Genomic DNA, 25179 nt, shown 5'->3' on the forward strand with positions numbered 1-25179 from the left:
TATTATGAAAGTTTATATCATAGGCGCGGGTCCTGGCGACCCTGAATTAATTACCTTAAAAGGAGCAAGACTTGTCGAAACCTGTCCCGTGGTCCTCTATACAGGTTCATTAGTTCCTACAAGAGTTATAGAAAGAGCGAATCCGAAAGCAAAAGTATTAGATTCTTCTAAAATGACCTTAGAAGAAATAATTTCCATTATGCAGGAAGCTCAAAAAAACGACCAAGACGTAGCCAGAGTTCACACGGGAGATCCTTCTATATTCGGCTCTACCGCCGAGCAAATGAGAAAGTTGGACGAATTAAAAATCCCATACGAGATTGTCCCAGGAGTTTCATCCTTCACTGCAGCGGCAGCCATGATCGGAAAAGAACTCACTCTTCCAGAGGTTTCCCAGTCAGTAGTAATCACTCGTGCTGAAGGAAGAACCCCGATGCCCGAAAAGGAAAAATTAGGAACATTTGCCTCTACGGGAGCCACTCTCGTTTTTTTCCTAAGTGTTTTACATATTCGTAAAATAGTCGAAGAGCTTATCCCTCATTATGGAAAAGAATGTCCTATTGCAGTAGTACAAAGAGCGACTTGGCCAGAACAAAAGGTCATTACAGGGACCTTAGAAGATATTGTATCTAAAGTAAAAGAAGAAAAGATCACGAGTACTGCGATCATTTTTGTTGGAAAGGTTCTGGACTGTCATGATTTTGCCGACTCCAGATTATATGCCTCAGACTTTTCTCACAAATTCAGAAAGGCTCAAAAAAAGATTACCGTTCCGGATACATCCGAATGATCAAAAAGAAAAATACTGGAATCGTATATTTAGTAGGAGCTGGCCCTGGAGATCCGGGGCTTCTCACCGTTAGAGCGTTGGAACTCCTACAGACCTGCGATGTAATCGCATACGACGCATTGATCTCTCCTTCTATACTCTCTCTTGTAAAACAGGATCAAGAGCTAATTTCTATCGGATACAGAGGTTATGGAAGTTCTAAATTGGATTACGGGATCCATCCTATTGTTATAGAAAAAGCAAAGGAAGGTAAATCAGTACTTAGATTAAAATCCGGAGACCCTTGGATTTTCGGAAGAGCGACACAAGAATGCGAGGAATTAGTCTCTAACGGGATTGAATACGAGGTAGTTCCGGGAATTACCGCAGCAACTGCGGCAGCGGCATATGCAGGATTTCCTCTTACCCAAAGAGAAGATTCCTCGGACGTAATCCTAACAAGCGGTCATGACCTCTTCGGTTCTTTCCAGAATAATTCTGATTGGGAAAGCATCGCTAAATCTAACGGAACTTTGGTCATCTACATGGCCGGAACGAAAGTAAAAGAGAACTGTGAAAGATTGATCCAATTCGGAAAATCTTCAGAAACTTCCGCAATTTATATATCACAGGCTACCAGAAGTTCACAAAGAATAATTTCAGGAAATTTAGGAAATCTTGCGGAAAAAGTAGGAACTCCCACTGCCAGAGTTCCTGCGATTATAGTCGTAGGGCAAACGACCCAATATAGAAATTCATATCAATGGAGAGAGAATAAGGAATTACATAATGTTTCCATCTTACTTATAAGATCCCGACCAGGCTCTTCCCTTCTTTCGAAAATGTTACGAGAGAATGGAGCAGAAATATTAGAATCTCCTTGGGTCCAAGCAGAAGTTTTGGATGAAAAAGAGACTATCAATAACACATTCCATAAAATTAATACTTATAAATATATCGTCTTCTCTTCTTCCGAATCTGTCCGTTTCTTTCTACAAGAATGGACAGATAGAAAATTTGATCTACGCAAACTTTCAAATTTAAGCTTCATTTCTCTTGGCCAAGAAGTATTCGAAGAGTTAAAAAAATCCGGAATACTAGCAGACATCCAATTAGAAAATTCGTCATTGCCTGAGATCCAAAAATTAGCACCTGTATTCTCCCAAGGCAAAACGTTACTTCTCACAAATGATAAAGGCAGAAACGATCTAAAAAGTTATTGGAAGGAAGCAGGTCTTATCTGCGATCAATTGCCGGTTTATAATTTAAAGATCAAATTTCCCGACTTTCCACCACCGGGAGTAGATTATGTGATTGTTCCAGATCCCTCTTCTGCAGAGATCTTATTCGAGAATGAATGGGGAAAGGATTATCGAGAAACACCGATACTCGTTACTGAAAATTATAGTTTAGAAATACTGAAAAAGAAAGGAGCTCTCAAAGTCCACAAAGCCGAAACAGAAAATATTTCAGAAATTTATAAATTACTCATTTCTCTTCAGGAAAACCCAGCATGAAATCTTCTTCCGAAAAAAAAGGTTTGCTGTTGGTCTTTACGGGACCCGGAAAAGGAAAAACTACGGCAGCATTAGGAATACTTTTTAGATCCTTGGGCAGAGGATTAAAATGCGGAGTAGTACAATATCTAAAGGGGAAATGGGAAACAGGAGAGAGGAAATTCGCAAAAACGATACCCGATCTAGAATTCTATGTAATGGGCTTAGGCTTCACATGGGAAAGTGACGATCTAGACAGAGACAAAGAAGCTGCTCGCAAAGCATGGCAGAAATCCAAAGAAATGATACTCTCCGGAATGTATAAGATTATTGTCTTAGATGAGATCACATATGCATTCCATTACGGTTGGTTAGAGCCGGAAGAAGTCCTCCAAACATTATCCGACAAACCTAAAGATCTTCATATTATCATTACAGGAAGAAATTGCCCTAGTATCATAACCGATTCCGCAGATTTAGTCAGTTACATAGAATCTCCCAAACATCCTTACAAAAATGGGATCCCCGCTCAAATTGGGATCGATTATTAGAAACATATGATAGAAGAGATTAATATTCCCAGGATTCTCATTTCGGGAACAGGAAGCGGTGCAGGAAAAACCACACTAACCATCGGGATCACCAGAGCGCTTCAAGCCCGAGGCCTTAAAGTTTCCACATTCAAATGTGGGCCTGATTATTTAGATCCTACATATCATTCCTATGTGACCGGAAAAACATGCCAAAACCTAGATGGTTGGCTCATGGGAAAAGAAGCAGTGATTTCCAGTTTCCTAAGCGCAAGTAAAGACACAGACATTGCTATCATTGAAGGAGTTATGGGTTTATTTGATGGGCATTCTGCAAATTCAGAAGCAGGTTCCAGCGCGGAAATTGCAAAATGGTTAGGAGTTCCTACATTTGTGACTATAGATGCTTCCGGAATGGCAGGAACCTTCGCAGCGATCGCATCCGGAATGAAAAACTATGATCTTGACGTTCCTATCCGAGGATTTTTCGCAAACTATATCGGAAGTAAAAACCATCTATCTATATTAGAATCTGCGAGTACCCCACTAAAAGTTTTAGGAGGATTCCCTAAATCATATGATCAATCTTTTCCGGAAAGACATCTGGGATTACATTCTGCAAATTCTGAAATTCTCTCAGCAGAGAAATTATTATTTTGGCAAAATCTTTGCGAAGAATGGTTGGATCTAGATGAAATCTTAAAGATTGCCTCATCTGCTCCCCCTCTTTCGGTTACTTCAAAAAAGGAAACTCCAGGAAAACAAAACAACTGTAAAATCGGGATCGCTTACGATGAAGCATTTCATTTTTATTATGAAGATAATCTAAATAGGTTAAAGCAGGAAGGAGCCGAATTGATCTTTTTCTCTCCGATCCGGGACAAAGATCTTCCTGAAGTGGATGGGATCTATTTCGGTGGAGGATATCCTGAACTATTCGCAGACCAATTATCTAAAAATTCAGTATTAATAGAAAAGATAAAAAACTTCGCATCTGCAGAAAAACCGATCTATGCGGAATGTGGAGGACTCATGTATCTTTCCTCCGAGATACAAAATGTCAAAGGCGAAATTTTTGACATGCTCGGCTTGATCCCAGGCAAAACCGTAATGAGCTCAAAACTAAAAAGTTTAGGATATGTAGAAGTCCATACAGAAAAAAGGACCATCTTAGGGGAAGCAGGCATACGATTCAGAGGACATCAATTTAGGTATTCCGACCTGCTCATAGAAAATGAGGAAGATTCATTATATTCTTATCATATACGAAAACGAAAATCCGAACAGACCACGAAAGAAGGTTATACTGTTTCAAATGTTCTGGCATCGTATGTGCATGCTCACTGGGCTTCCAATCCGAACATTCCTAAAAACTTTCTGGATTCCTGTAGGAGATTATCACATTGAACCCATTTGTAGACAGCCCTCTATTAACCTCGGAAACTTGGTTGGAACTCCAACTGAAGGAACCTCACGATTCACTGAGCTGGGCAGTGGTAGGTGGAGGATTTTTAACAACCAATAAGGTATATTGGTTAAAAGTTAAAAATTCGGATCTAAATCCGGATATAATACCGGAAGAGTTCTATCGGAACAAATTGTCCGAAAAAGGAGAGAGAGAAGAAGTATTGGGTTTTATGACCAGCGCCTCTCTTTTAAACTATACTATCTCGGAAAAACAATTCAACGGGTGGTCAGTCAGATCTATCGCGACGGTAGGTCTAGGAAATGCAGTTCGTATTGGAGATCCTCCCCTCCCTTTTCCGAAAATTGGGACTATTAATATCCTAGTTCAAACGTCGGAACCACTTACCTTTTCTGCAAGTATGGAAGCGATCTCTATTGCGACAGAAGCCAGGACCTTAGCCGTTCTAGAATCCGAAACAAAGAACCAATTCGGAAATGTAAACTCTACTGGAACCGGAACGGATTGTATCGGGATTATCTCTCCTCAAAGACAACCCGCGATCGACTATGTAGGAAAACATACAATCTTCGGTCATCTGATCGGCTCTTCCGTTTATGAAGCGGTATCCCAAGGGATCTTAAATTGGAAAGAGACTAGGAAAGGAATACAAGCAGATAAAAACATATGAAAAAATCAGTATGTTTATTCAGATCTCCAAGTATTCCTTCCGAATATCATGGAAAATATATTGGAAATAAAGATATCCCATTGTCCGAAAAGGGTATCTCTGAACTCGAACTAGTTAAAGAAAGAATACCAGAAAAATTCTATAAAGGGAAAATATATCACGCTCCTAACTCTCAATGTAAGGAGAGTTTTAACCATTTAGGATTTTCAGCCACACATCCAAGAGAAGTACGAGAAGAATTACGGGAGATTAATTTTGGAGAATGGGATGGACATTCTTTTTCACAACTGATTGAAACATTTCCCGAAGATCTAAAACGTTTTGCAGAATTCTCGCCTAAATTTCATTTTCCGAATGGTGAAAGTATTTCTGAATTCCAAACTAGGATCGAATCATTTAAAATTTCAATCCATTCCTCCTCGGATCGATCAATCTTAATCATCGGTCCCGGAAGTTCATTGTCTCTTTTACTTTGCTCCTTTTTAAACATTCCTTATATAAATTATACTAGATTCAGACTTTCTCCTTCTTCTTTAGTATTTATGGATCTATACGAAAATGGGACGGCGGTCTTAACCGAACTCATCCGCAATTCTTCCAGCAGGAGATGCGAATGGCCAGGATAATATTCGTCACTGGAGGATGTAGGAGCGGCAAAAGTAGATTCGCGTTAGAACAGGCGAATAAAAACGAAGAAGAAAAATATTTTATTGCAACCTGCCCTCGCATAGACCCGGAAATGGACGAAAGAATAGAACTACATAGACAAGAGAGAAAAGATTGGAATACGATCGAAGAGGAATTGGATCTAGTAAATGTTATAGGATCTATTCCGAAAGATTCAATCGTTCTTTTAGATTGCTTGAGCCTTTGGGTCAACAATCTAATGTATCATTCTTCCAAGAACCTAACTCAAGAAGATATCAAACGGATAAGTATAGAATTAGGAAACCGTATCTCTGATTCCAAAATAAGAATAGTTTATATCGTCACAAATGAGGTCGGAATGGGACTCGTTCCTGAAACTAAAGAAGGAAGATTATATAGAGACTTCTTGGGAATATGTAACCAAATATTCTCTTCATTCTCTGAAGAAGCGTATTTTTTAATCAGCGGAATTCCGATCCAAATCAAACCATCTCCATCTGGAATACAATAATGAACCGAAAAAATACCAGTCCGCATGGAGGAAACTTAGACCAAATGACCGAAATTTCCGGAGTAGATCCTTCTCAGATCTTGGATTTTTCGGCAAATTTAAATCCTCTCGGATTTCCGGATTGGTTACGTCCTCTTTTGAATTCCAGGATCAGCTATCTTTCTCAATATCCCGATCCGAATTATACAAAGGCAAAAATCTCCTTTGAAAACCATTGGGGAATTTCGAGAGAAGAGATCGTATTCGGTAATGGTGCTTCTGAGCTCATTTACACAATTCCCAAAGTTGGATCTTATGATCTAGCAATCATCGCCGAACCAGCTTATTCGGATTATCGAAAAAGTATAGAGTTAGCAAATATTCCGATACAAGAACTATCGCTCGAAAAAGGATCCGACTTTCTTTTAGATTATGAAAAATTAAATCGAATCCTGGAAGAAAATACAGACAAACGGATCTTGATCTTCTTGGGCCATCCGAATAATCCGACTGGAAAGTTATTGGATAGAACAAAAATACTTAAGATTTCTTCCAATCATAAGAATGCACTCTTTGTAATAGACGAATCCTTTATAGACTTTTCTTCCGATGTAAATTCATTCAGAAAACATAGGACTGAAAATATATGCATCGTATGGTCATTAACCAAAATTCTCGCCCTACCCGGCCTAAGAATGGGAGCGTTACTTGCAAATAAAAGTATCATCTCAAGAGTATCCGAACTTTTACCGAGCTGGACATTAAATTCTCTAGCGGCGGCCGTTCTTGAAAAATTCGGAGAAGACAAAACTTTTATTCTACAAACGAAAGAAAAGATAAAGGAATGGAGATCATCTTTTATAGAAAAATTAAATTCTCTGGAGACCTTCAATATAGTTCAGAGCGAGGCCAATTTTCTATTGTTAGAAATAAAGGACAGAAAAGTAGACCCTTCTTCCTTACAATATAAACTATTAAAAGAATTTAAAATAGGGATACGTGACTGCGGGAATTTTAAAGGTTTAGAGAATCATTATATAAGAATAGCGGTTAGAACTCATGAAGAGAACTCTAAACTTATACATGCTTTCTCTACGATCTTCAGAAAGAAATCTATTCCAGTAAAGATCCTTCGCCCAAAACCTGCGTTAATGCTCCAAGGAACCGCCTCGAATGTAGGAAAGAGTATTTTGGCCACCGCATTCTGCAGGATCTTCACTCAAGACGGATACAAAGTAGCTCCTTTTAAATCCCAGAATATGGCCCTAAATTCATTCGTAACTCATGAGGGTGCCGAGATCGGAAGGGCCCAAGCCTTACAAGCACAGGCGAGTAGAATCCGCCCGGACTATAGAATGAATCCTATTCTTCTGAAACCTTCTAGCGAAAAAGATTCACAGGTAATTCTGAATGGAAAACCAATCGAAGCAATGGATTTCAGAGACTACATGAAATTCAAACTCCAAGCTTTCGAAGAGGTGAAGAAGTCTTATGATTCTCTTTCGAATGAATTCGATTTAGTCGTACTCGAAGGTGCGGGTGGAGTATCCGAAGTCAATTTAAAAGATAAAGATATAGTCAACATGAGAATGGCAGAACACGCCAAAGCAAAAGTGTTGCTCGTAGGGAACATTGACCATGGTGGAGTTTTCGGTTCCTTTGTAGGCGCAATGGAAACAATGTATGAATGGGAGAGAAAATTAGTTTCAGGATTTCTAATTAACCGATTTAGAGGCATCCAGAGTCTATTAGATCCAGGGATACGGTATTTGGAAGACGCAACACAAAAGAAAGTTTTCGGAATTATTCCCTACTTAAACGACTTAAGGCTCCCAGAAGAAGATTCACTCGAATTTAAATCCGGAAGTTTAAACGATCTATCTCCCCTGGGAAGCAGGATCGATATCGTGCTGATCGACACTCCTCGAATTTCCAATCATACGGACCTGGATTCTCTTAGAATAGAACCTGATGTAAGAGTAAGGATAGCGACCAGAAAAGAAGAGATCGGTAATCCTGACGTGATTATACTCCCAGGAAGCAAAAATGTAATCACTGATCTTCTATTTCTAAAAGAATCCGGGATATCGGAATCTATTTTAAATTTTCATAAAGAAGGAAAAACTGAGATTGTCGGTATCTGCGGAGGATACCAAATGCTTGGAGAATCGGTCCATGACCCATTTCGAATAGAAAGTAACTTAGGGTCCGCCGAAGGTTTAAATTTAATACGGATCAAAACTGTTCTAGAAAAAGAAAAATTACTGAAACAAACCCAAGGAAAACATATCCCTTCCGGAAAAAATGTATTCGGTTATGAGATCCATCATGGAGCGACTAAAGAACCTTCTGCCGCTCCGTTGTTCCAGACGGATTCGGGAGAACCTTTGGGTCACCAAGGAATTTCAGAAAAAGTCTGGGGAACATATCTTCACGGGGTATTCGATGATGATGAATTCAGAAGATGGTTTTTAGATAAAGTCAGGACCCAAAAAGGAATGAGCCCCTTAGTTAAGGTCCAGGCAAAATATGAATTGGAAACAAATCTAGACAGACTTGCAAAAGAAGTCCGTAATTCCGTGAATTTAAATAGAATTTACGAAATTTTGGGATTAAAATGAATTCAGTTTGGATACTTCCGATTTCTTTACTTTTAGATCTTGGCTTAGGAGATCCTCAAGGATTTCCACATCCGGTAAGATGGATCGGAAGATCTGCAAGATCATTAGAAAAGTTTTTTAGATCGGCAATTTTATCGGAAAAGATTGCAGGTTTTCTCACATCCATTTCCATATATTCTATTTCCTTTATATTCCCCTGGCTTCTTATTGAGCTATTTTTAAACATCCATTCTATCGTAAGCATAGCCTTCTCAGCATATATCATATATACCAGTATCGCATTAAAAGATCTTTTAAATCATAGCAAGGATGTTTATTTCGCCTTAAAAGAAAACAATATAGACAAAGCCAGAAAGATGGTCGGAAGGATCGTAGGAAGAGATACAAAAGAATTATCAGGATCTGAAATTGTCCGCGCCTGCATCGAAAGCGTAGGTGAGAGCGTTGTAGATGGGATCACTGCCCCACTTTTTTTCGCTGCGATCGGAGGAGCGGCTTGGGCAATGTTATATAGATCCATCAATACCTTGGATTCTATCTTCGGTTACAAAAATGAGAAATATTTAAAATTCGGTTATGTTCCCGCTAAGATGGATGATCTTGCAAATTATATTCCTGCAAGATTGACAGCACCCATTCTATCCGTGTCTGCCGGGATCTTAGGCCATAAACTTTCCCAATCGTTAAAAATATTATATAGGGACGGAAGAAAACATCCAAGCCCGAATTCAGGGCTCTCGGAAGCTGCTCTTGCAGGAGCGTTGGAAATCCAACTAGGAGGAAGAAACTTCTATTCCGGTATTCCAAGCGATAAGCCTAAACTTGGGGATCCCATAAAGGATCTAAAACCGGAAATGATCTTAGAAGCGAATAAGATCGTTTTTTTGACTTCCATTCTTTCTTCCGGAATATTCATAGGTATTGGATATTTAATATCCAATCTTAGATCCATTATACCTTTTTAGAATATTCTGTATTTAAAATGGATCTAAAATATCATATTTTCCTATTTAGACATGGGGAAACCGATTGGAACAAGGAAAGAAGATTGCAGGGCCAAACAGATACTTCCCTCTCCGAATTAGGTAAATCTCAATCCTTAAAATTAAAAGAACGGATATTAAAAGAAAATTTGGATATCGTATTCTGCAGTGATCTAAAAAGAACAAAAGAAACTTGTGATATTATTTTTGGATCTAAAAATGCTAAGATCATCCATCACAAAGGTTTGAGAGAGATCCATCTAGGAGATGCTCAAGGGATACTTGAATCCGATATTTCAAGTCAATTCGAAGAAAAGGCTTATATCGCATGGAAAAGTAAAGAAAAACAATTTGATACATTCCGGTTCCCGAACGGAGAAACCAAAATCGAAGCGAAAGAAAGGATCATTCGAACCGTTTTTCATCTATTAGAAAAATATAAAAAACGAAAGATAGGGATTTGTAGCCACGGTTTCGTATTATCCAAACTCCTGGATTTTCTTTCTCCAGAACAAGCCTCAAATTCTAAATTCGAAAATTGTGAACTAATAGACATACAAATAACAGAATTAAAATGGAAAGGACTTTTCCATCCGTATTCGGGATACAGATCTTAGAACCGGATCTAAGCACTTATTTTCCGGCGTAGATAATTTTTCTTATTGAAAGAAAACTAGCGCCTCGAAAGATCGTCATAACTTTCAGGATGAAGTTGGGTGAAAATCCCACGCTGACCCGCAACTGTAATCGAAATTAGAGAAACTCTTTTTCGAAAGCCAGATCTCCCTGCGAACTTAAACCTCGAGGATAGGTAAGTTTGCATTCTCGCCACGCACGTCCGTGCAATCGCGAAGGGCCCCGAAAGTTAAAAATCGGGGCTCCCGAACCAAGATCCGTTCTGAATTTTGTACATTAGTAAATACGAATGCTCGTATTTGTACATTATTTAGTTCGTTGTCTTTAGATATTCTTGGTTTCGGAGTTTTCCAAAGAAAAACGGACGAAAACATGAATCAACACAAGTTCCGATCGATTCTGATCGGATTATCCGTATCGTATTCTTTTCTTACGATACTCTCCCCCATCTATTCTCAAGATCCGATCAAACCTGCGGAACAAAAAGAAAGAACAGAAGAAGAAAAACAAGAGTTAAAGAAAAAACTCTCAGAATATAAACCGGATACGATCGTTATACGAGACAGAAGATCCAATTTGATCGGGATCGCTTCTTCTGCAAGTGAAGGAGTGGTTGGCTCTGAGCAAATAAAAACAAGACCGATCATGAGACAAGGTGAAGTCGCAGAATTAATTCCGGGTGTGATCGTAACCCAACACAGTGGAGGCGGAAAAGCGAATCAATTCTTTCTACGCGGATTTAATTTAGATCATGGAACAGATCTAGCATCTAACGTAGACGGAATGCCTGTCAATAATGTAAGCCACGCTCATGGGCAAGGTTATACCGATCTGAACTTCCTCATCCCAGAACTTGTAGAACAAATGCAATACAAGAAGGGAGTTTATTATGCGGATCAAGGAGACTTTGCATCTGCTGGAGCATTCAATATTTCTTATTTTAAAAGTTTAGCAAAAGGGATCGCGACCGCAGAGGGAGGGACTTTAGGTTATGCAAGAGGACTTATTGCAAAATCCCATAAGGTAGGTCCTGGAGATCTATTATACGCGTTCGAGATGTCTCATAATGATGGCCCTTGGGAAATCTCGGATAATTTCAGAAGACTAAACGGAGTTACGAGTTATTCCGTAGGAGATAAGCAAAAAGGTTTTAGCGTCAGTTTAATGGGCTATAGAGGAAGTTGGCATTCGACCGGACAGGCTCCGAAAAGAGCTTTAAGAATGGGTGATTCCTGGCTCGATCCCGATTCAGGGCTTAGCAGATATGAAAGTGTCGACCATAACGACGGTGGTTGGTCTAACAGAGCGAGTATCAATTTTGAAGCGCATCGTTTAGAAAGAGGATACGAGGCAAAAACTCAGGTTTACGGAATATATTACGATTTAAGATTATTCTCAAACTTCACTTACTACTTGGATGACCACGAAAGAGGAGACCAGCACGAACAATCGGATCGTAGAACAATCGCAGGAAGCAAATCCAGTTATAAGGATATCAGCGAATTCTTAGGGTTTAAAATGGAAAATACGATCGGGCTCCAGATTAGAAGAGATTACATACAGAACGGTCTGTTCCATACTCAAAAAAGAGCTCGTTTAGAGACAGTAAGAGAAGACGGTATTATCCAATTTAGCTCCGGAGTATTTTACGAAAACAAGATACAATGGTCCAAAAAATTCCGGACCATTATTGGTGTAAGAGGCGATTATTATAAATTCTATGTGGATGATTGGGGTACAAAAGAAAAAGAAGATAGAAATTCTCAGATTTATAGCCCGAAGGGAAGTATCATCATCGGACCTTGGGGTAAAACCGAATTTTACTTAAGTGGAGGATACGGATTTCATAGTAACGACGCAAGAGGTGTAGTGCAAAAGACAAATGCGGCGGACCCACTTGTTCAAACAAGAGGAGGAGAAGTCGGGATCAGAAGCGAACCTATTTCAGGCTGGCAGTCTACATTTTCCGTTTGGCAATTGGACATGAATTCCGAATTACTTTTTACGGGAGACAATGGAACTACCGAACCTAGCAGGCCGAGTACAAGACGAGGAGTGGAATGGGCAAACTATTATACTTATAACTCTTGGTTAATGATCGATGCAGATTTTGCAACTTCCAAATCCAGATTTAGGAACGATGATCCTTCCGGAAACTATATACCTGGTTCGATCCGTCACACTATTGCCTCCGGAATTACTATAAAAAACCCGGAAGGATTTTTCGGGTCCTTAAGAGTTCGCTACTTCGGGAATCGTTCTCTCATAGAAGATAATAGTGTAAGATCCCCCGCAACCACTACGGTAAACTTTCAATTTGGGAGAAATTTCGGAGAAGATCTAAGTGTAGTTTTTGAAGTATTCAATTTATTGAATGCACATGTAAGTGATATAGATTATTATTATGCTTCCAGATTAAAGAACGAGCCGGTAGGTCCGAACGAAGGCGGATACAACGATATCCATACTCATCCTGCGATGCCTAGGTCTATCAGACTTTCAGTTCGAGCGACTTTCTAAGCATCCGAGCGGAGAAAGTTACTTTTTGACGTAGTCTCGTATGATCAAGATACGATCTACGTCCAATTCTTTTGCCTTTGGAACAGACTTGGTCGCGGTGAATACTTCCGTGCTCAGTCCGTTTTTAGAAACAAGCAAGCCATGAGAAGGAACAGATCCCAAAGGGATCTTTTCTGCAAAATGATTTTCCAGTTCGAATCCTTCCGTTTCGTGCATATTTTTCATGCTCAAAACATCGTCCAAAAATTTTCCGATCGCGTCCGCTTCTAGCCAACCTGTTAATTTTTCCGCGGATAAATTCATAAAAGAGATCTGTCCCTTTGAATCGAAAGCAATGATCCCTTCCGTCATGCTCCTTAATTCAGCGGAGACGAGCCTATCTTTTTCCAAAAGTTCTTTCTCCACTTCGTGTTTATAAAGTATCAGTTCTATTATGATCTGCAATTCTCTTGTTTGAAAAGGTTTAAGAATATAAGCATTCGGCTCGGTTAATTTTGCTCGGGTCAAGGTTTGAGAATCTGAAGAAGCGGTGATATATACGATCGGAACGTCCATGAATTTTCGGATCCGTTTTGCTGCATCTATACCATCCAAATATCCGTTCGCCAAAACTATATCGATCAAGATCAGATCAGGTTGAAGATTGATCGCCTGTTTTACGGCAATCTCTCCAGTATTCGCAATTATAGGCTCAGGATATCCCATTCGGATCAATCTTTGTCGAATATCTTGGGCCACCAACCCTTCGTCTTCTACGATCAGAATTCTAGTATTTTTCATTACAATCTCCGAAACATTTTCGATCTCATTCAATTCGGATCATTAAATATCCGGATCCGATCAGATCCCACTCTCTTCGGATGTGGAACGGATCAAATCTTTTGCATTATGCAATATCGCGGAAAGATTCCTTCGTTCCCTTTTTCTTTTTTTATCTATACCATGTTTATTTAATGCGATCTCTATAGCTATATGAAGTTCCTTTGTCTGAAATGGTTTCAAAAGATAACCGTAAGGTCTAGTAGGTTTACTTCTCACCAATGTCGACTCATCCGCATATGCTGTAAGATAGATGACAGGTAGATCCATTTTATCCAAGATCTCCTGCACGGTCTCGATCCCGTCGTAATTTCCTCTGGACAACATGATATCCATCAGAAGAAGGTCCGGCTTATCCATATAAACTCTACGCAATGCCTCGTTCCCCGTAGAAGCGATAGCTACGGAATCATATCCAAGCTCCGATAACTTGCTCATAATATCTTTGGCGACTATATTCTCGTCTTCCACGATCAATATTTTTGCATCGCTCGATATCATTTACGAACCCTACTTCTTTCCTTAAAAACCAAAGTAAATTTAGTTCCCTTACTCCGATCCAAGATCAAACTTCCGTCTATCTGCTGAGTAAGAGTATTCACTAATTGTAAACCCAAAGAATCGGTTTGTCGATAGTCAATTTCTTCCGGAAAACCTACCCCGTCATCCTCAACGATTAGAGAATATTCGTCATATTTGGTAGAAAAACCTATGGAAATCTGGCCTTCTTCCCTTTCCCTAAATCCGTATTTAAGTGAATTTGTCACGAGTTCAGTAACGATCAGCCCACAATGGATCGCGGTATCTAACGTTAAATGTACTGATTCCGCATGTATCTCGAATTTAATCTTAGAGTTCACTCGATAAGTTCTGAGTAAGTTTGTGACCAAATTATTCAAGTATTCTTGGAAATCGGTATGTGCAAGATCTTCGTTTTGATACAGAAGTTCATGGATCAGTGCGATTGATTTTATTCTAGACTGACAATCCTGGAACATTTCTAAAGACTTACGATCCGTTATGTAATTTCCCTGTAGACTAAGAATACTAGAAACGATCTGAAGATTGTTTTTTACCCTATGATGGATTTCCCTTAAAAGAACTTCCTTTTCCTTCAAAGATGCAGTTAGTGCTTCTTCTGCCCTTTTTCTTTCCGCAATTTCAGTCATCAACTCGTCATTCACACGATGTAGTTCAAAGGTTCTCTCTTCTACTCGGATCTCCAATTCGTCATGACTTTGTCTCAGAAGTTCTTCTTGGATCCTTAATATTTTGTTTTTCTTATGTAGATCCACAAAAACCGAAGCCTTGGATCTAAGTATCTCAGGAGCAGTCGGTTTTACCAAAAAGTCCACGGCACCTAAAGAATACCCCTTGAACATTCCGGTTTCGTTATTTGCATAAGCAGTCAAGAATATGATCGGGATCTTAGCGCATTTCTCCCTCTGGCGTATCAATGCTGCGGCTTCGAATCCGTCCATTCCTGGCATTCGCACATCCATAAAGATAAGAGCGACTTCTTCAGGTTCGCTCAATAAAGCCTTTAAGGCTTCTTCTCCAGAACCTGCTTTGATCAAATTTAATTCGGGACTCTTGAGAATATGCTCCATCACCTGTAAATTTTCAGGATGATCATCCACGAGTAAGATACTGACTTTCATTAGCTGTTCCATGTTTACCTGCACAACAACATCCTTAGCAGAGAAAGCAAATGGTCCACACTCACCGGCTTAGTAATATATTCGGTCGCACCGGCTTCTATACATTTTTCCCGATCTCCCTTCATCGCTTTTGCGGTGAGGGCAAGTATCGGAAGATTTTCGAATTCCACTTTCGAACGGATCACCTTCATCGCCTCATAGCCGTCCATATCAGGCATCATTACATCCATGAGAACGATCTCAATATCCGGATTTTTCTCCAGTATCTGGATACCATCGGCGCCACTTTCCGCGTATAAAATTTTCATTTTATGCAATTCTAACATACTCGTTAAAGCGAATATATTTCGAACATCATCATCCACTATCAGGACCTTATGACCTTCCAGAGAATAAGAATTTCCATTTTTAGATACTTGATCGGGTTCATGAAGATGGATTTTTATCTCTTCTAGAGAGGTTTCATAAGAATTTACGAATTTTAGAATATTCGAATTATTGAGAGAAAGTATTTTTTGGAAACTTTCTATACCTTTCTTCTCTTCCGAATACATTAGCAAGAGTGTTCTTTCGGGATCCAACAGACTCATCTTGGAAACAAGATCCGTCACTTCCATATCTTCTGAATTTCGCCCAAACAAGATACAATCCGGGATCTCTGTCTTCAAAAGTTCCAATAGTTCTTTTCCGGACCCTATGATCTTAATACTCAGATCTTTAGAGCCTATATTATTCTTTAAGAACTCTTGGTGTTCGGCCCCTATTCCCCAAACATACAAAGTTTTACTCGTTTTATGCAGATAACTTTTGATCTTTTCAAAAGCTTCATTTAGGGATTCAATCCCGACCGGTTTTCTAAGATGGGAAATTGCACCTACTTCTAAACTTTGTCTCCAATCATTTTCTCCTGAGAGAACATGGACCGGGATCTGTCTTAATTTCGGATTTCTTTTCAACCAACTTAGGATCAAGCCTCCATCCATATCCGAGAGTTGGACGTCCAACAAGACTGCATTAAAAGAAGATTCTTGAAGTACAGAAAGGCCACTTTTCCCGTCTAGGGCGACAGTTCCCTTGAAACCGTTGCTTCTAGCGATCTCTAAAAGAGATTTCGCAAAAGTTTCGTCTTCCTCAATGATCAAAACCTTATCTTCAAAAGGATTCGGAGTTTCATCTTCCAACACTCTTCGAGTAGCCTTAGGTTTACTTCTAACGTAAGAATCCGCAGAGTTCGGGATTTCATTTTCAGGATTTTCCGACCATTTGATGGAATCATGCTCGGTAATATTTTCTTCGACAGGGATATAATCCAAAGGAAGATACAATGTAAATTTACTTCCTACATCCGGCTCGCTTTCTAATTTTAATTCTCCTCCTAAAAGACGTGTAATCTCTTTACTGATAGAAAGGCCAAGCCCGGTTCCTCCGTATTTCCTACTTGTACTTCCATCTGCTTGGCGGAAGGCTTCGAAAATTAAACCCTGCTTTTCGGAAGAGATCCCAATTCCGGTGTCGATCACTGAAAATGCGATCGCACTCGCGGACTGATTCAAGATCTTATGATCCTTACTCCAACCGTTATTTGCCGATTCGATCCTAAGTTTTACTCCTCCTTTATGAGTAAACTTGAATGCGTTTGAAAGAAGGTTCTGCAATATTTGCTGCAATCTTTGAAGGTCTGTAGTGATCCTGGAAGGAAGTTCAGGATCTATATCCACCTGGAATTTTAGGTCCTTATTCCGAGCAGTTTCTCTGAACGAACGATCCAAATATTCCCCGAGTTCCTCGATGGAGACCGAATCCAGGTCAACACTCATTTTTCCAGATTCAATTTTAGAAAGATCTAATATATCATTGATCAATTGTAAAAGATCATTTCCGGAACTATGAATGGTCTTAGCGTATTCCGTCTGTTTATCAGAAAGATTTTTGCTATCGTTATCATACAATAATCTGGATAGGATCAGCATATTGTTCAAAGGGGTCCGGAGTTCGTGGGACATGTTCGCCAAAAACTCGGACTTATATCTGGAGGTTAAAGCAAGCTGCCTTGCCTTTTCTTCTAGAGAGTGTCTTGCTTGTTCCACTTCCCTGTTCTTTCTTTCCACCTCACTGTTCTTTTTAGCGAGTAATCTTGCCTTTTCCTCCAACTCTTCGTTCTTTTCTTGAAGTTCCTCTCTTTGATCCTTGAGCATATCTTCGGAAGCTTTTAAGGATTCGGCCTGCTCTTCCAATCGTTGGTTGGTGCTAGTTAATTCTTCCTGACGTCCTTGTAATTCCTCAGTCAATGTTTGGGATTGGATCAGAAGTTCTTCCGTCCTCATACCTGCAGCGATCGTGTTCAATACGATCCCGATACTTTCAGTCAACTGATCCAAAAAGTTCAAATGGATCGGAGTAAAACTGGAGAATGAAGCAAGCTCTATGACCGCCTTGACCTCTCCTTCGAATAATACAGGTAATACGACAATATTCAAAGGAGTCGCCTCACCTAATGCGGAATTGATCTTGATATAATTCGGAGGAACTTGTGTAACCAAGATCCTTTCCTTTTCCAAGAAACATTGGCCGATCAATCCTTCTCCAGGTGAGAATCGATTCGAAACATATTTTCTTTCTTGATATGCATAACTGACCAATAACTTTAACAAAGGGCCTTCTTCAATATTCTCCGTTATGAAGAATGCACCATGCTGTGCAGAAACCAGAGGAGAAAGTTCGGAAAGAATCAGCTTACTCACATTCACTAAATTTCTCTGCCCTTGTAGTAACCTTGTAAATTTTGCAAGGTTCGTCTTCAACCAGTCTTGCTCTGTGTTGATCCGAGTGGTTTCTCTCAAGTTTCGGATCATTTCGTTAATATTATCTGAAAGTGCTGCCACCTCTCCCGCAGCTTGGATCGTTACAGTTCTGGAAAGATCTCCTTTCGTCACACCGGTTGCAACTTCTGCAATCGCCCTTACCTGTGTAGTTAAGTTAGAAGCCAATTGGTTTACGTTGTCTGTGAGATTTCTCCATAACCCCGCAGCACCTGGAACACTCGCTTGGCCTCCCAATCTTCCTTCGATCCCTACCTCTTTTGCAACCGTAGTCACCTGATCTCCAAATAGCCCAAGTGTATCGATCATATCGTTGATCGTATCCGAGAGTTCTGCGATCTCTCCTTTTGCTTCCAAATATAATTTTTTCTTTAAGTCTCCATTTGCAACAGAAGTTACTACCTTAGCGATACCTCTTACCTGAGTGGTCAGGTTATTCGCCATGAAGTTCACACTATCTGTAAGATCTTTCCAAGTACCTCCAACTCCTCGAACCTCTGCTTGTCCTCCGAGTTTCCCTTCCGTTCCCACCTCTTTCGCAACCCTCGTTACCTCGGAAGCGAATGAGTTCAACTGATCCACCATCGTGTTGATCGTATTCTTGAGTTCTAAGATCTCACCCTTAACATCCACTGTGATTTTTTTGGATAAGTCACCCCGAGCAACTGCTGTTGTAACTTCTGCAATATTACGAACCTGACCAGTCAAGTTGGACGCCATTGAGTTCACACTATCTGTGAGATCCTTCCATGTTCCCGCAACTCCTCGAACGTCCGCCTGACCACCAAGCTCTCCTTCAGTTCCTACTTCTCTCGCAACCCTCGTTACCTCTGAAGCGAACGAGTTCAACTGATCCACCATCGTGTTGATCGTATCTTTCAGCTCGAGAATTTCTCCTTTAACATCCACAGTGATCTTTTTAGATAAGTCACCCCGAGCAACCGCTGTAGTAACTTCTGCAATATTACGAACCTGACCTGTTAGGTTAGAAGCCATCGAGTTCACACTATCTGTGAGATCCTTCCAGGTTCCTGCAACTCCTCGAACGTTCGCTTGTCCTCCGAGCTTACCCTCAGTTCCTACCTAGCGAGCAACCCGAGTTACCTCGGAAGCGAATGAGTTCAACTGATCCACCATCGTGTTGATCGTGTTTTTAAGTTCGAGAATTTCTCCCTTAACATCCACTGTGATCTTTTTAGATAAGTCACCGGTTGCTACAGCCTTTGTAACTTCTGCAATATCACGAACCTGTCCGGTTAGATTCCCCGCCATGAAGTTCACACTATCCGTGAGGTCCTTCCAAGTTCCTGCTACTCCGCGAACATCCGCCTGTCCACCTAACTTACCTTCGGCGCCCACTTCCCTTGCGACCCTCGTCACCTCGGAAGCGAATGAGTTCAACTGATCCACCATTGTGTTGATCGTATTCTTGAGTTCTAAGATCTCACCCTTAACATCCACTGTGATTTTTTTGGATAAGTCACCTGTCGCCACTGCTGTAGTAACTTCTGCAATATTACGAACCTGGCCTGTTAGGTTAGAAGCCATGGAATTCACACTATCTGTGAGATCCTTCCAAGTCCCTGCAACTCCTCGAACATCCGCCTGACCACCAAGCTCTCCTTCAGTTCCTACTTCTCTCGCAACCCTCGTTACCTCTGAAGCGAACGAGTTCAGCTGATCCACCATCGTGTTAATGGTGATCTTCAACTCCAGGATCTCTCCTTTAACATCCACTGTGATTTTTTTAGATAAGTCACCACGAGCAACTGCTGTAGTAACTTCCGCAATATTCCGGACTTGGCCAGTCAAGTTGGACGCCATCGAATTCACACTATCTGTGAGATCCTTCCATGTTCCCGCAACTCCTCGAACGTTCGCTTGTCCTCCTAGTTTACCCTCAGTTCCCACCTCTCTTGCAACCCTCGTTACCTCGGAAGCGAATGAGTTCAACTGATCCACCATGATGTTTACTGTATCTTTCAGTTCTAGGATTTCTCCTTTAACATCTACTGTGATCTTCTTAGATAAGTCGCCAGTTGCGACCGCTGTAGTAACTTCCGCAATATTACGAACCTGACCTGTTAGGTTAGAAGCCATCGAGTTTACGCTATCGGTTAAGTCTTTCCAGGTTCCTGCAACCCCTTGCACATCGGCTTGTCCACCTAACTTACCTTCGGTTCCCACCTCGCGAGCAACCCTCGTTACCTCGGAAGCGAACGAGTTCAGCTGATCCACCATCGTGTTAATGGTATCTTTCAACTCCAGGATCTCTCCCTTAACATCCACTGTGATCTTCTTAGATAAGTCACCACGAGCAACTGCTGTAGTAACTTCTGCAATATTACGAACCTGGCCTGTTAGGTTAGAAGCCATGGAATTCACACTATCTGTGAGATCCTTCCATGTCCCTGCTACTCCTTGAACATCCGCCTGGCCTCCAAGCTCTCCTTCAGTTCCCACCTCGCGAGCAACCCTTGTTACCTCGGAAGCGAACGAGTTTAGCTGATCCACCATCGTGTTGATCGTGTTTTTAAGTTCTAAAATCTCTCCTTTAACATCCACTGTGATCTTCTTAGATAAGTCACCGGTTGCTACCGCAGTTGTAACTTCTGCAATATTACGAACCTGGCCTGTTAGGTTAGAAGCCATCGAGTTCACACTATCTGTGAGATCCTTCCAAGTTCCCGCTACTCCTCGAACGTCTGCTTGACCTCCGAGTTTTCCTTCCGTTCCCACCTCTCTTGCAACCCTAGTTACCTCGGAAGCGAATGAGTTTAGCTGATCCACCATCGTGTTAATTGTATTTTTAAGTTCTAAGATCTCGCCCTTAACATCCACTGTGATCTTCTTAGATAAGTCACCTGTTGCCACAGCCTTTGTAACTTCCGCAATATCACGCACCTGGCCAGTCAAGTTAGACGCCATCGAGTTCACACTATCAGTGAGATCCTTCCAAGTTCCCGCAACTCCTCGAACTTCCGCCTGGCCTCCAAGCTTACCCTCAGTTCCTACTTCTCTCGCAACCCTCGTTACCTCGGAAGCAAATGAGTTCAACTGATCCACCATGATATTTACGATCTTGGCAGTCCTAAAAAATTCTCCCTTTAAAGGTCTTCCATCAATTTCCAAGGACATATTTTGAGAAAGGTCTCCGCCTGCTACGGCACCGATCACTCTCATTACTTCCGTATTAGGTTGAACTAAATTACCAATCAAAGAGTTGATTGAATTGATACAAACTCCCCAAGAACCGTTCCCGGAAATTCCGCTTACCCTTTGGGAAATTTTTCCTTCTTGCCCTACTTCGTTACTGATCCTTTCGAATTCTTTGACCATTCTATCATTCTGATCTATGATCTCGTTTAACAGGTCGGATATTTTTCCAGCAATGCCTGTTTGATCCAAAGGCATTCGTTTAGAAAGGTCTCCTCGCTTAAATGCGGTTAACACTTCCAAGAGTTGTTTCGGGTTTAAGGAATCCTTTTCCTGTTTCGCATCCAAAGTAACGGCATTCTTCATGAGGATCACCTTACTCCTTAAAGGAAAAATAATTGGGACAAGGGAGAATGATGACGTATAAAAGTCTAAATCACAACAAAAATTATTTCGTAAATACTCCGTTAGGTTTACGTTAAACGAAGAATTTTTTTGTCACCAAAAATGTGACAAACTGCAAAGCAGAATAATGTAATGTGGAATAAAGACTTCTTGAAGCTTATTCTAAAAGTTTATGATCATATGCATAACGAACCAGCTCTTGAGTAGATTTCAAATTCATCTTTTCGAAGATTCGCGCACGATATGTGTTCACAGTATTCACACTCAAAGTTAGATCTTCTGAGATCCCTCTAACATTTCGTCCCTTCACTAGTAACATAAGGATCTGAAATTCCCTTTCAGAAAGAGTTTCATGAGGAAGTCTATCCGTAGGTTTGGATAATTCCCTCACTAACATTTCAGTCGCTTCAGGGCTGATATAACGATTTCCATCGATCACCTTACGAACTGCCGAGATGAGTTCGTCCCCGGCGCTCGCCTTGGTAATATAACCGGAAGCTCCGGCCTTCAATGCTCGAACGGCAAATCTATCCTCAGGATACATACTCAAAATGAGAACTCTAGTATCCGGCGAAAGTTTATGAACATATTTTAATATATCTAGGCCGCTCATCTGAGGCATATTAATATCCAGGATAAGGACCTGAACAGGCTGGTTCGATAAATAATCCAGGACTTGCTGTCCGTTCTCCGCCTCATATACGATTTCAATATCTTCCTCATCTGAAAGAATTTTCTTTAAACCTTCTCGGATCAACAAATGGTCGTCTGCTATCAATGTGGAAATCATTAGGGTTCTCCTTTGTTCGAATTGGATTTTGGGATTTTTACAATAATACTTGTGCCTCTTTTAGATCTGGAAGAAATCGTAACTTCCCCTCCAAGAACGACTGCCCTTTCTCTCATTCCGATCAATCCTAATGATTTGGATTCAGTCATTTGTTTCGGATCGATCCCGATCCCGTTATCCTGTATCTTTAGAATGAGAAAGGAACCTTCTTCCAAACAGGTAACTCGGATAAGAGTTGCCTTGGAATGTCTGGCGGCATTCGTTAAAGTCTCTTGAAATATTCGGAACAATGCAATGGATGGATCCTTTTCCAAGGGAAGAATACCCGCCGGGATCTGGATCTCTACGACGATCCCGGTCCTTTTTTCAAAGTCCCTGGCATACCACTCTATCCCTTCCAGAAGCCCAAGCTCTTCTAAGATAAGAGGTCTCAATTCGGTAGCGATCCTTTGCACGGATTCTATCCCTGAATCCGTCACCTTGATCATGGAAACAAGTTCGGAAACAAGTTTGGATTCGGATATTTTCGATTTTTGAAAATTATTTTTTAGTAATGTTAAATCGATCTTTAGGACAGTAAGCAGTTGCCCTAGCTCGTCATGTATCTCCCTTGCGATCAAGAGCCTCTCTTCTTCTCTGACTTCTTGCAATCTCGCAGAAAGCGCTCTCAACTGTTCTCCAGAGTTTTTGAGATGATTTTCCGCATTCTTTCTTTCGAATACTCTTCCTATTTGAGAACTGATATTGGAAACGGCTTCAAAAAAAGAAGGATCTGTAGACTTGGAGCCGGAATAAAACTCCAATACCCCGACAAGATCCTCTTTAACCAAGATAGGGATCGCAAAACCCGCCTCAATTTTCGCCTTTAAACAAAGTTCCTTAAATTCCCCTTTTAGAGTAGAAGGAAAATGATCCAACCAAATTGGTTTTCTGGCGTTCTTTACTTTTCTAAAGAAGATCAATTCTTCCTTTTTAGATCTTTTGATGAGAAGATTACGAAATTCTTTTAAGAACTTTTCTTCCTGAGAATAGGAGATATTAGAATATTGTGGCCTCTCTGAGTCTTCAGAAAGCAAGCATACCATTCCAAGCTTCCAATCTGCTATCGCACAGATCCGATCCACTGCAAATTGTAAGACGGATTCGACGTCATTTGCTTCGTTTGCAGCAGTCGCTACTTGCTGTAACAGATTCAGAACGGAGATCTTTTTTAATAGTTCGTCTTTTGTATTTTGATCGGATATATATAGATTCTCTACGGATCCTTCCGCTGAAAATTCCCCGCCGATCAGGGAACCTGATTCTATAAAAGAATCGTAACTCGGCTCTTGGTCGAAATTCGAAAAGCCTTGCACAGCGCGATTATCTAATCAAAATTTTCAAGTTGCAATCCGTTTTTTCACCTAACATGAATAAAAAAGACAAAAACGTTACCTACTTTTTATGCATGTATCTAAACAAAAAGGCCTATTCGATCGATAGTAAATCTTTCGAATGGGCCCTAAATGAAGAAATAGTAATATTGGAAACTTAAGGACCTAAACTACTTTTCAAATTTTCCAAGTCAGCGATCCTTTTTCGTTTATCAGGAGAATCGTATTCTTTTTCCGCAAATTCTTCCAGGCGATATGCTTTAGTAGTAAACTCATCTTGGCTATATGGCACTAACTTACGTTTAGGCCTATCGTCTTTTACTTTCGCTAAAAAACTCTCTACCTCTTCCGGAGATCCTGTCAAGGAATCAGGTTGGATTACATCTGTGTTTAGCTGAGCCCTCAGATCTTTGATAGTATAAGGACCGGATTGCCTAGATCTCCAAAACAAACGTCCAAAAAATTCTAAACTGATCGTTTGCCTTCCTTGTTTCAGATATATTTCCTTACGTGAAGTCCCGATAGGCTCTCCCGCTCCGTATAAATTCGCTTGGATCGTATATTCTCCGGATTCTTTTACATCCATCTCGGTGAAAATCTGCAGAGAACCATCCTTCAACTTATCATCAAATTTTTTTGATACGAATTTAGCAGGTGAAACGGGTGAAGAGAAAAAGCCCGCAGAAAGAGAATATTCTGTAGAATTCGCATCTGAGTGAATTTTGAAATTAGTAGTTATATTCATATCTGCCCAATCTTCCTGTCTAGGACGAAATAAGAATGTATATCTGCCGTCACCAGCGATATCATCCCCGGACAAGCCGTTATCATTTCCGAGCCCAATATCTATATTTGATTTCTTAGCGCCTGCTCTTGCCTCTAATCGAACTGACTTCAGATCCAGTCTTTCTTTAGCGCCATTCCCTGCTCGAAAACAATATAAGAATATTCTCATATTCTCTCCTTCCACCAAAGAATGATATTCAGGTTCTAAAGCGCATAAAAAACCCGAATCCTTAAAGATCCCTCCGGATCTGACAGGCATTATCTGAGGAGAAACCCTAACTTTTCTATATTCCAGAACATCGATATCAGCCCTTGACAAAGGCCTGCTATCCGGAGGAAATTCCGCCCAAGATCTATAATCCGAAACGATCGATTCAGGATCCGGTTCCTTCCAAAGGGAATAAGTTTCACTCCCGTTACCCAAGCTTGGATCATTAAATAGATTTTTCTCGATCCTTTCAGATCGATCAGGATGATCAGGATCATTCCTAAAAACAAAAAGCCCGATCGAAAGGATCGAAATGGCAATTAAAATATATAAGAACATTCTATTCATAACTTCATACTCCTAAAGGGCCCGC

Annotated in this window: 19 protein-coding genes; 11 read left to right on the forward strand and 8 right to left on the reverse strand. The window is 40.5% G+C overall.

All coding sequences use genetic code 11. The annotated features are described in order from the left end of the window. The first annotated feature begins 4 nt into the window (after positions 1-4). The 11 genes from cobM (at position 5) to EHQ64_RS19275 (ending at position 12789) form a co-directional block, all read left to right on the forward strand. Positions 5-790, forward strand: coding sequence for a precorrin-4 C(11)-methyltransferase (gene cobM / locus EHQ64_RS19225; protein WP_135651428.1), 786 nt, complete (start codon positions 5-7; stop codon positions 788-790). After that, positions 787-2286, forward strand: coding sequence for a uroporphyrinogen-III C-methyltransferase (gene cobA, locus EHQ64_RS19230; protein WP_135651429.1), 1500 nt, complete (start codon positions 787-789; stop codon positions 2284-2286). The genes cobM and cobA overlap by 4 nt, the downstream gene beginning before the upstream one ends. Further along, the gene (gene cobO, locus EHQ64_RS19235) at positions 2283-2816 is read left to right on the forward strand and encodes a cob(I)yrinic acid a,c-diamide adenosyltransferase (RefSeq protein ID WP_135651430.1); all 534 of its coding nucleotides are present in this window, start codon (positions 2283-2285) and stop codon (positions 2814-2816) included. Before cobA ends, cobO begins: the two co-directional genes overlap by 4 nt. 6 nt (positions 2817-2822) lie before the next feature. After that, positions 2823-4202, forward strand: coding sequence for a cobyrinic acid a,c-diamide synthase CobB (locus EHQ64_RS19240; RefSeq protein ID WP_135651431.1), 1380 nt, complete (start codon positions 2823-2825; stop codon positions 4200-4202). Continuing rightward, the gene (locus EHQ64_RS19245) at positions 4199-4891 is read left to right on the forward strand and encodes an adenosylcobinamide amidohydrolase (protein WP_135651432.1); all 693 of its coding nucleotides are present in this window, start codon (positions 4199-4201) and stop codon (positions 4889-4891) included. Before EHQ64_RS19240 ends, EHQ64_RS19245 begins: the two co-directional genes overlap by 4 nt. After that, on the forward strand, positions 4888-5517 hold the full coding sequence (locus EHQ64_RS19250) for a histidine phosphatase family protein (RefSeq protein WP_135651433.1): 630 nt from the start codon (positions 4888-4890) through the stop codon (positions 5515-5517). Before EHQ64_RS19245 ends, EHQ64_RS19250 begins: the two co-directional genes overlap by 4 nt. Further along, positions 5505-6050 carry a bifunctional adenosylcobinamide kinase/adenosylcobinamide-phosphate guanylyltransferase gene (gene cobU / locus EHQ64_RS19255; protein WP_135651434.1) on the forward strand — a complete coding sequence of 182 codons (546 nt, stop codon included), beginning with the start codon at positions 5505-5507 and terminating at the stop codon, positions 6048-6050. The genes EHQ64_RS19250 and cobU overlap by 13 nt, the downstream gene beginning before the upstream one ends. Further along, positions 6050-8650, forward strand: a complete 2601-nt coding sequence (locus tag EHQ64_RS19260; protein WP_135651435.1) for a cobyric acid synthase — start codon at positions 6050-6052, stop codon at positions 8648-8650. Before cobU ends, EHQ64_RS19260 begins: the two co-directional genes overlap by 1 nt. Beyond that, the gene (cbiB, locus tag EHQ64_RS19265) at positions 8647-9615 is read left to right on the forward strand and encodes an adenosylcobinamide-phosphate synthase CbiB (RefSeq protein WP_135651436.1); all 969 of its coding nucleotides are present in this window, start codon (positions 8647-8649) and stop codon (positions 9613-9615) included. The genes EHQ64_RS19260 and cbiB overlap by 4 nt, the downstream gene beginning before the upstream one ends. Positions 9616-9632: 17 nt before the next feature. After that, complete coding sequence (locus tag EHQ64_RS19270; protein ID WP_135651437.1) at positions 9633-10250, forward strand: histidine phosphatase family protein; 618 nt, start codon at positions 9633-9635, stop codon at positions 10248-10250. Between the two features lie 391 nt (positions 10251-10641). Continuing rightward, the gene (locus EHQ64_RS19275) at positions 10642-12789 is read left to right on the forward strand and encodes a TonB-dependent receptor (protein WP_135651438.1); all 2148 of its coding nucleotides are present in this window, start codon (positions 10642-10644) and stop codon (positions 12787-12789) included. Positions 12790-12807: 18 nt separating this feature from the next. Here the strand turns inward: EHQ64_RS19275 and EHQ64_RS19280 are convergent, their stop codons facing one another. The 8 genes from EHQ64_RS19280 to EHQ64_RS19310 all read right to left on the reverse strand — a co-directional run bounded on the left by EHQ64_RS19280 (position 12808) and on the right by EHQ64_RS19310 (position 25154). Continuing rightward, positions 12808-13569, reverse strand: coding sequence for a response regulator (locus EHQ64_RS19280; RefSeq protein WP_135651439.1), 762 nt, complete (start codon positions 13567-13569; stop codon positions 12808-12810). Between the two features lie 60 nt (positions 13570-13629). Next, the gene (locus EHQ64_RS19285; RefSeq protein ID WP_135651440.1) at positions 13630-14109 is read right to left on the reverse strand and encodes a response regulator; all 480 of its coding nucleotides are present in this window, start codon (positions 14107-14109) and stop codon (positions 13630-13632) included. Next, positions 14106-15269, reverse strand: a complete 1164-nt coding sequence (locus tag EHQ64_RS19290) for a sensor histidine kinase (RefSeq protein WP_135651441.1) — start codon at positions 15267-15269, stop codon at positions 14106-14108. The genes EHQ64_RS19285 and EHQ64_RS19290 overlap by 4 nt, the downstream gene beginning before the upstream one ends. Before the next feature lie 14 nt (positions 15270-15283). Next, positions 15284-19084: a response regulator gene (locus EHQ64_RS20560; protein ID WP_425460451.1), complete on the reverse strand. Its 3801-nt coding sequence runs from the start codon at positions 19082-19084 to the stop codon at positions 15284-15286. 87 nt (positions 19085-19171) lie between these two features. Continuing rightward, complete coding sequence (locus EHQ64_RS20565; RefSeq protein WP_425460452.1) at positions 19172-21610, reverse strand: HAMP domain-containing protein; 2439 nt, start codon at positions 21608-21610, stop codon at positions 19172-19174. Between the two features lie 196 nt (positions 21611-21806). Continuing rightward, positions 21807-22439, reverse strand: a complete 633-nt coding sequence (locus EHQ64_RS19300; RefSeq protein ID WP_135651442.1) for a response regulator — start codon at positions 22437-22439, stop codon at positions 21807-21809. Continuing rightward, positions 22439-23794: a GAF domain-containing sensor histidine kinase gene (locus EHQ64_RS19305; RefSeq protein ID WP_135651443.1), complete on the reverse strand. Its 1356-nt coding sequence runs from the start codon at positions 23792-23794 to the stop codon at positions 22439-22441. Before EHQ64_RS19305 ends, EHQ64_RS19300 begins: the two co-directional genes overlap by 1 nt. A 175-nt stretch (positions 23795-23969) precedes the next feature. Further along, positions 23970-25154, reverse strand: a complete 1185-nt coding sequence (locus EHQ64_RS19310; protein WP_135651444.1) for a DUF4785 family immunoglobulin-like domain-containing protein — start codon at positions 25152-25154, stop codon at positions 23970-23972. Positions 25155-25179 lie beyond the last annotated feature (25 nt).

The organism is Leptospira sarikeiensis (assembly GCF_004769615.1).
GTDB lineage: Bacteria > Spirochaetota > Leptospiria > Leptospirales > Leptospiraceae > Leptospira_B > Leptospira_B sarikeiensis.

Bases quoted from the DNA above. Each gene is read 5' to 3' on its own strand.
- cobA (WP_135651429.1), top strand. From the start codon at position 787: ATGATCAAAAAGAAAAATACTGGAATCGTATATTTAGTAGGAGCTGGC.
- cobM (WP_135651428.1), top strand. From the start codon at position 5: ATGAAAGTTTATATCATAGGCGCGGGTCCTGGCGACCCTGAATTAATT.
- EHQ64_RS20560 (WP_425460451.1), bottom strand. From the start codon at position 19,084: ATGGCTTCTAACCTAACAGGTCAGGTTCGTAATATTGCAGAAGTTACT.
- EHQ64_RS19300 (WP_135651442.1), bottom strand. From the start codon at position 22,439: ATGATTTCCACATTGATAGCAGACGACCATTTGTTGATCCGAGAAGGT.
- EHQ64_RS19260 (WP_135651435.1), top strand. From the start codon at position 6,050: ATGAACCGAAAAAATACCAGTCCGCATGGAGGAAACTTAGACCAAATG.
- cbiB (WP_135651436.1), top strand. From the start codon at position 8,647: ATGAATTCAGTTTGGATACTTCCGATTTCTTTACTTTTAGATCTTGGC.
- cobO (WP_135651430.1), top strand. From the start codon at position 2,283: ATGAAATCTTCTTCCGAAAAAAAAGGTTTGCTGTTGGTCTTTACGGGA.
- EHQ64_RS19285 (WP_135651440.1), bottom strand. From the start codon at position 14,109: ATGATATCGAGCGATGCAAAAATATTGATCGTGGAAGACGAGAATATA.
- EHQ64_RS19310 (WP_135651444.1), bottom strand. From the start codon at position 25,154: ATGAATAGAATGTTCTTATATATTTTAATTGCCATTTCGATCCTTTCG.
- EHQ64_RS19240 (WP_135651431.1), top strand. From the start codon at position 2,823: ATGATAGAAGAGATTAATATTCCCAGGATTCTCATTTCGGGAACAGGA.
- EHQ64_RS19290 (WP_135651441.1), bottom strand. From the start codon at position 15,269: ATGAAAGTCAGTATCTTACTCGTGGATGATCATCCTGAAAATTTACAG.
- EHQ64_RS20565 (WP_425460452.1), bottom strand. From the start codon at position 21,610: ATGAAGAATGCCGTTACTTTGGATGCGAAACAGGAAAAGGATTCCTTA.
- EHQ64_RS19250 (WP_135651433.1), top strand. From the start codon at position 4,888: ATGAAAAAATCAGTATGTTTATTCAGATCTCCAAGTATTCCTTCCGAA.
- EHQ64_RS19280 (WP_135651439.1), bottom strand. From the start codon at position 13,569: ATGAAAAATACTAGAATTCTGATCGTAGAAGACGAAGGGTTGGTGGCC.
- cobU (WP_135651434.1), top strand. From the start codon at position 5,505: ATGGCCAGGATAATATTCGTCACTGGAGGATGTAGGAGCGGCAAAAGT.
- EHQ64_RS19275 (WP_135651438.1), top strand. From the start codon at position 10,642: ATGAATCAACACAAGTTCCGATCGATTCTGATCGGATTATCCGTATCG.
- EHQ64_RS19270 (WP_135651437.1), top strand. From the start codon at position 9,633: ATGGATCTAAAATATCATATTTTCCTATTTAGACATGGGGAAACCGAT.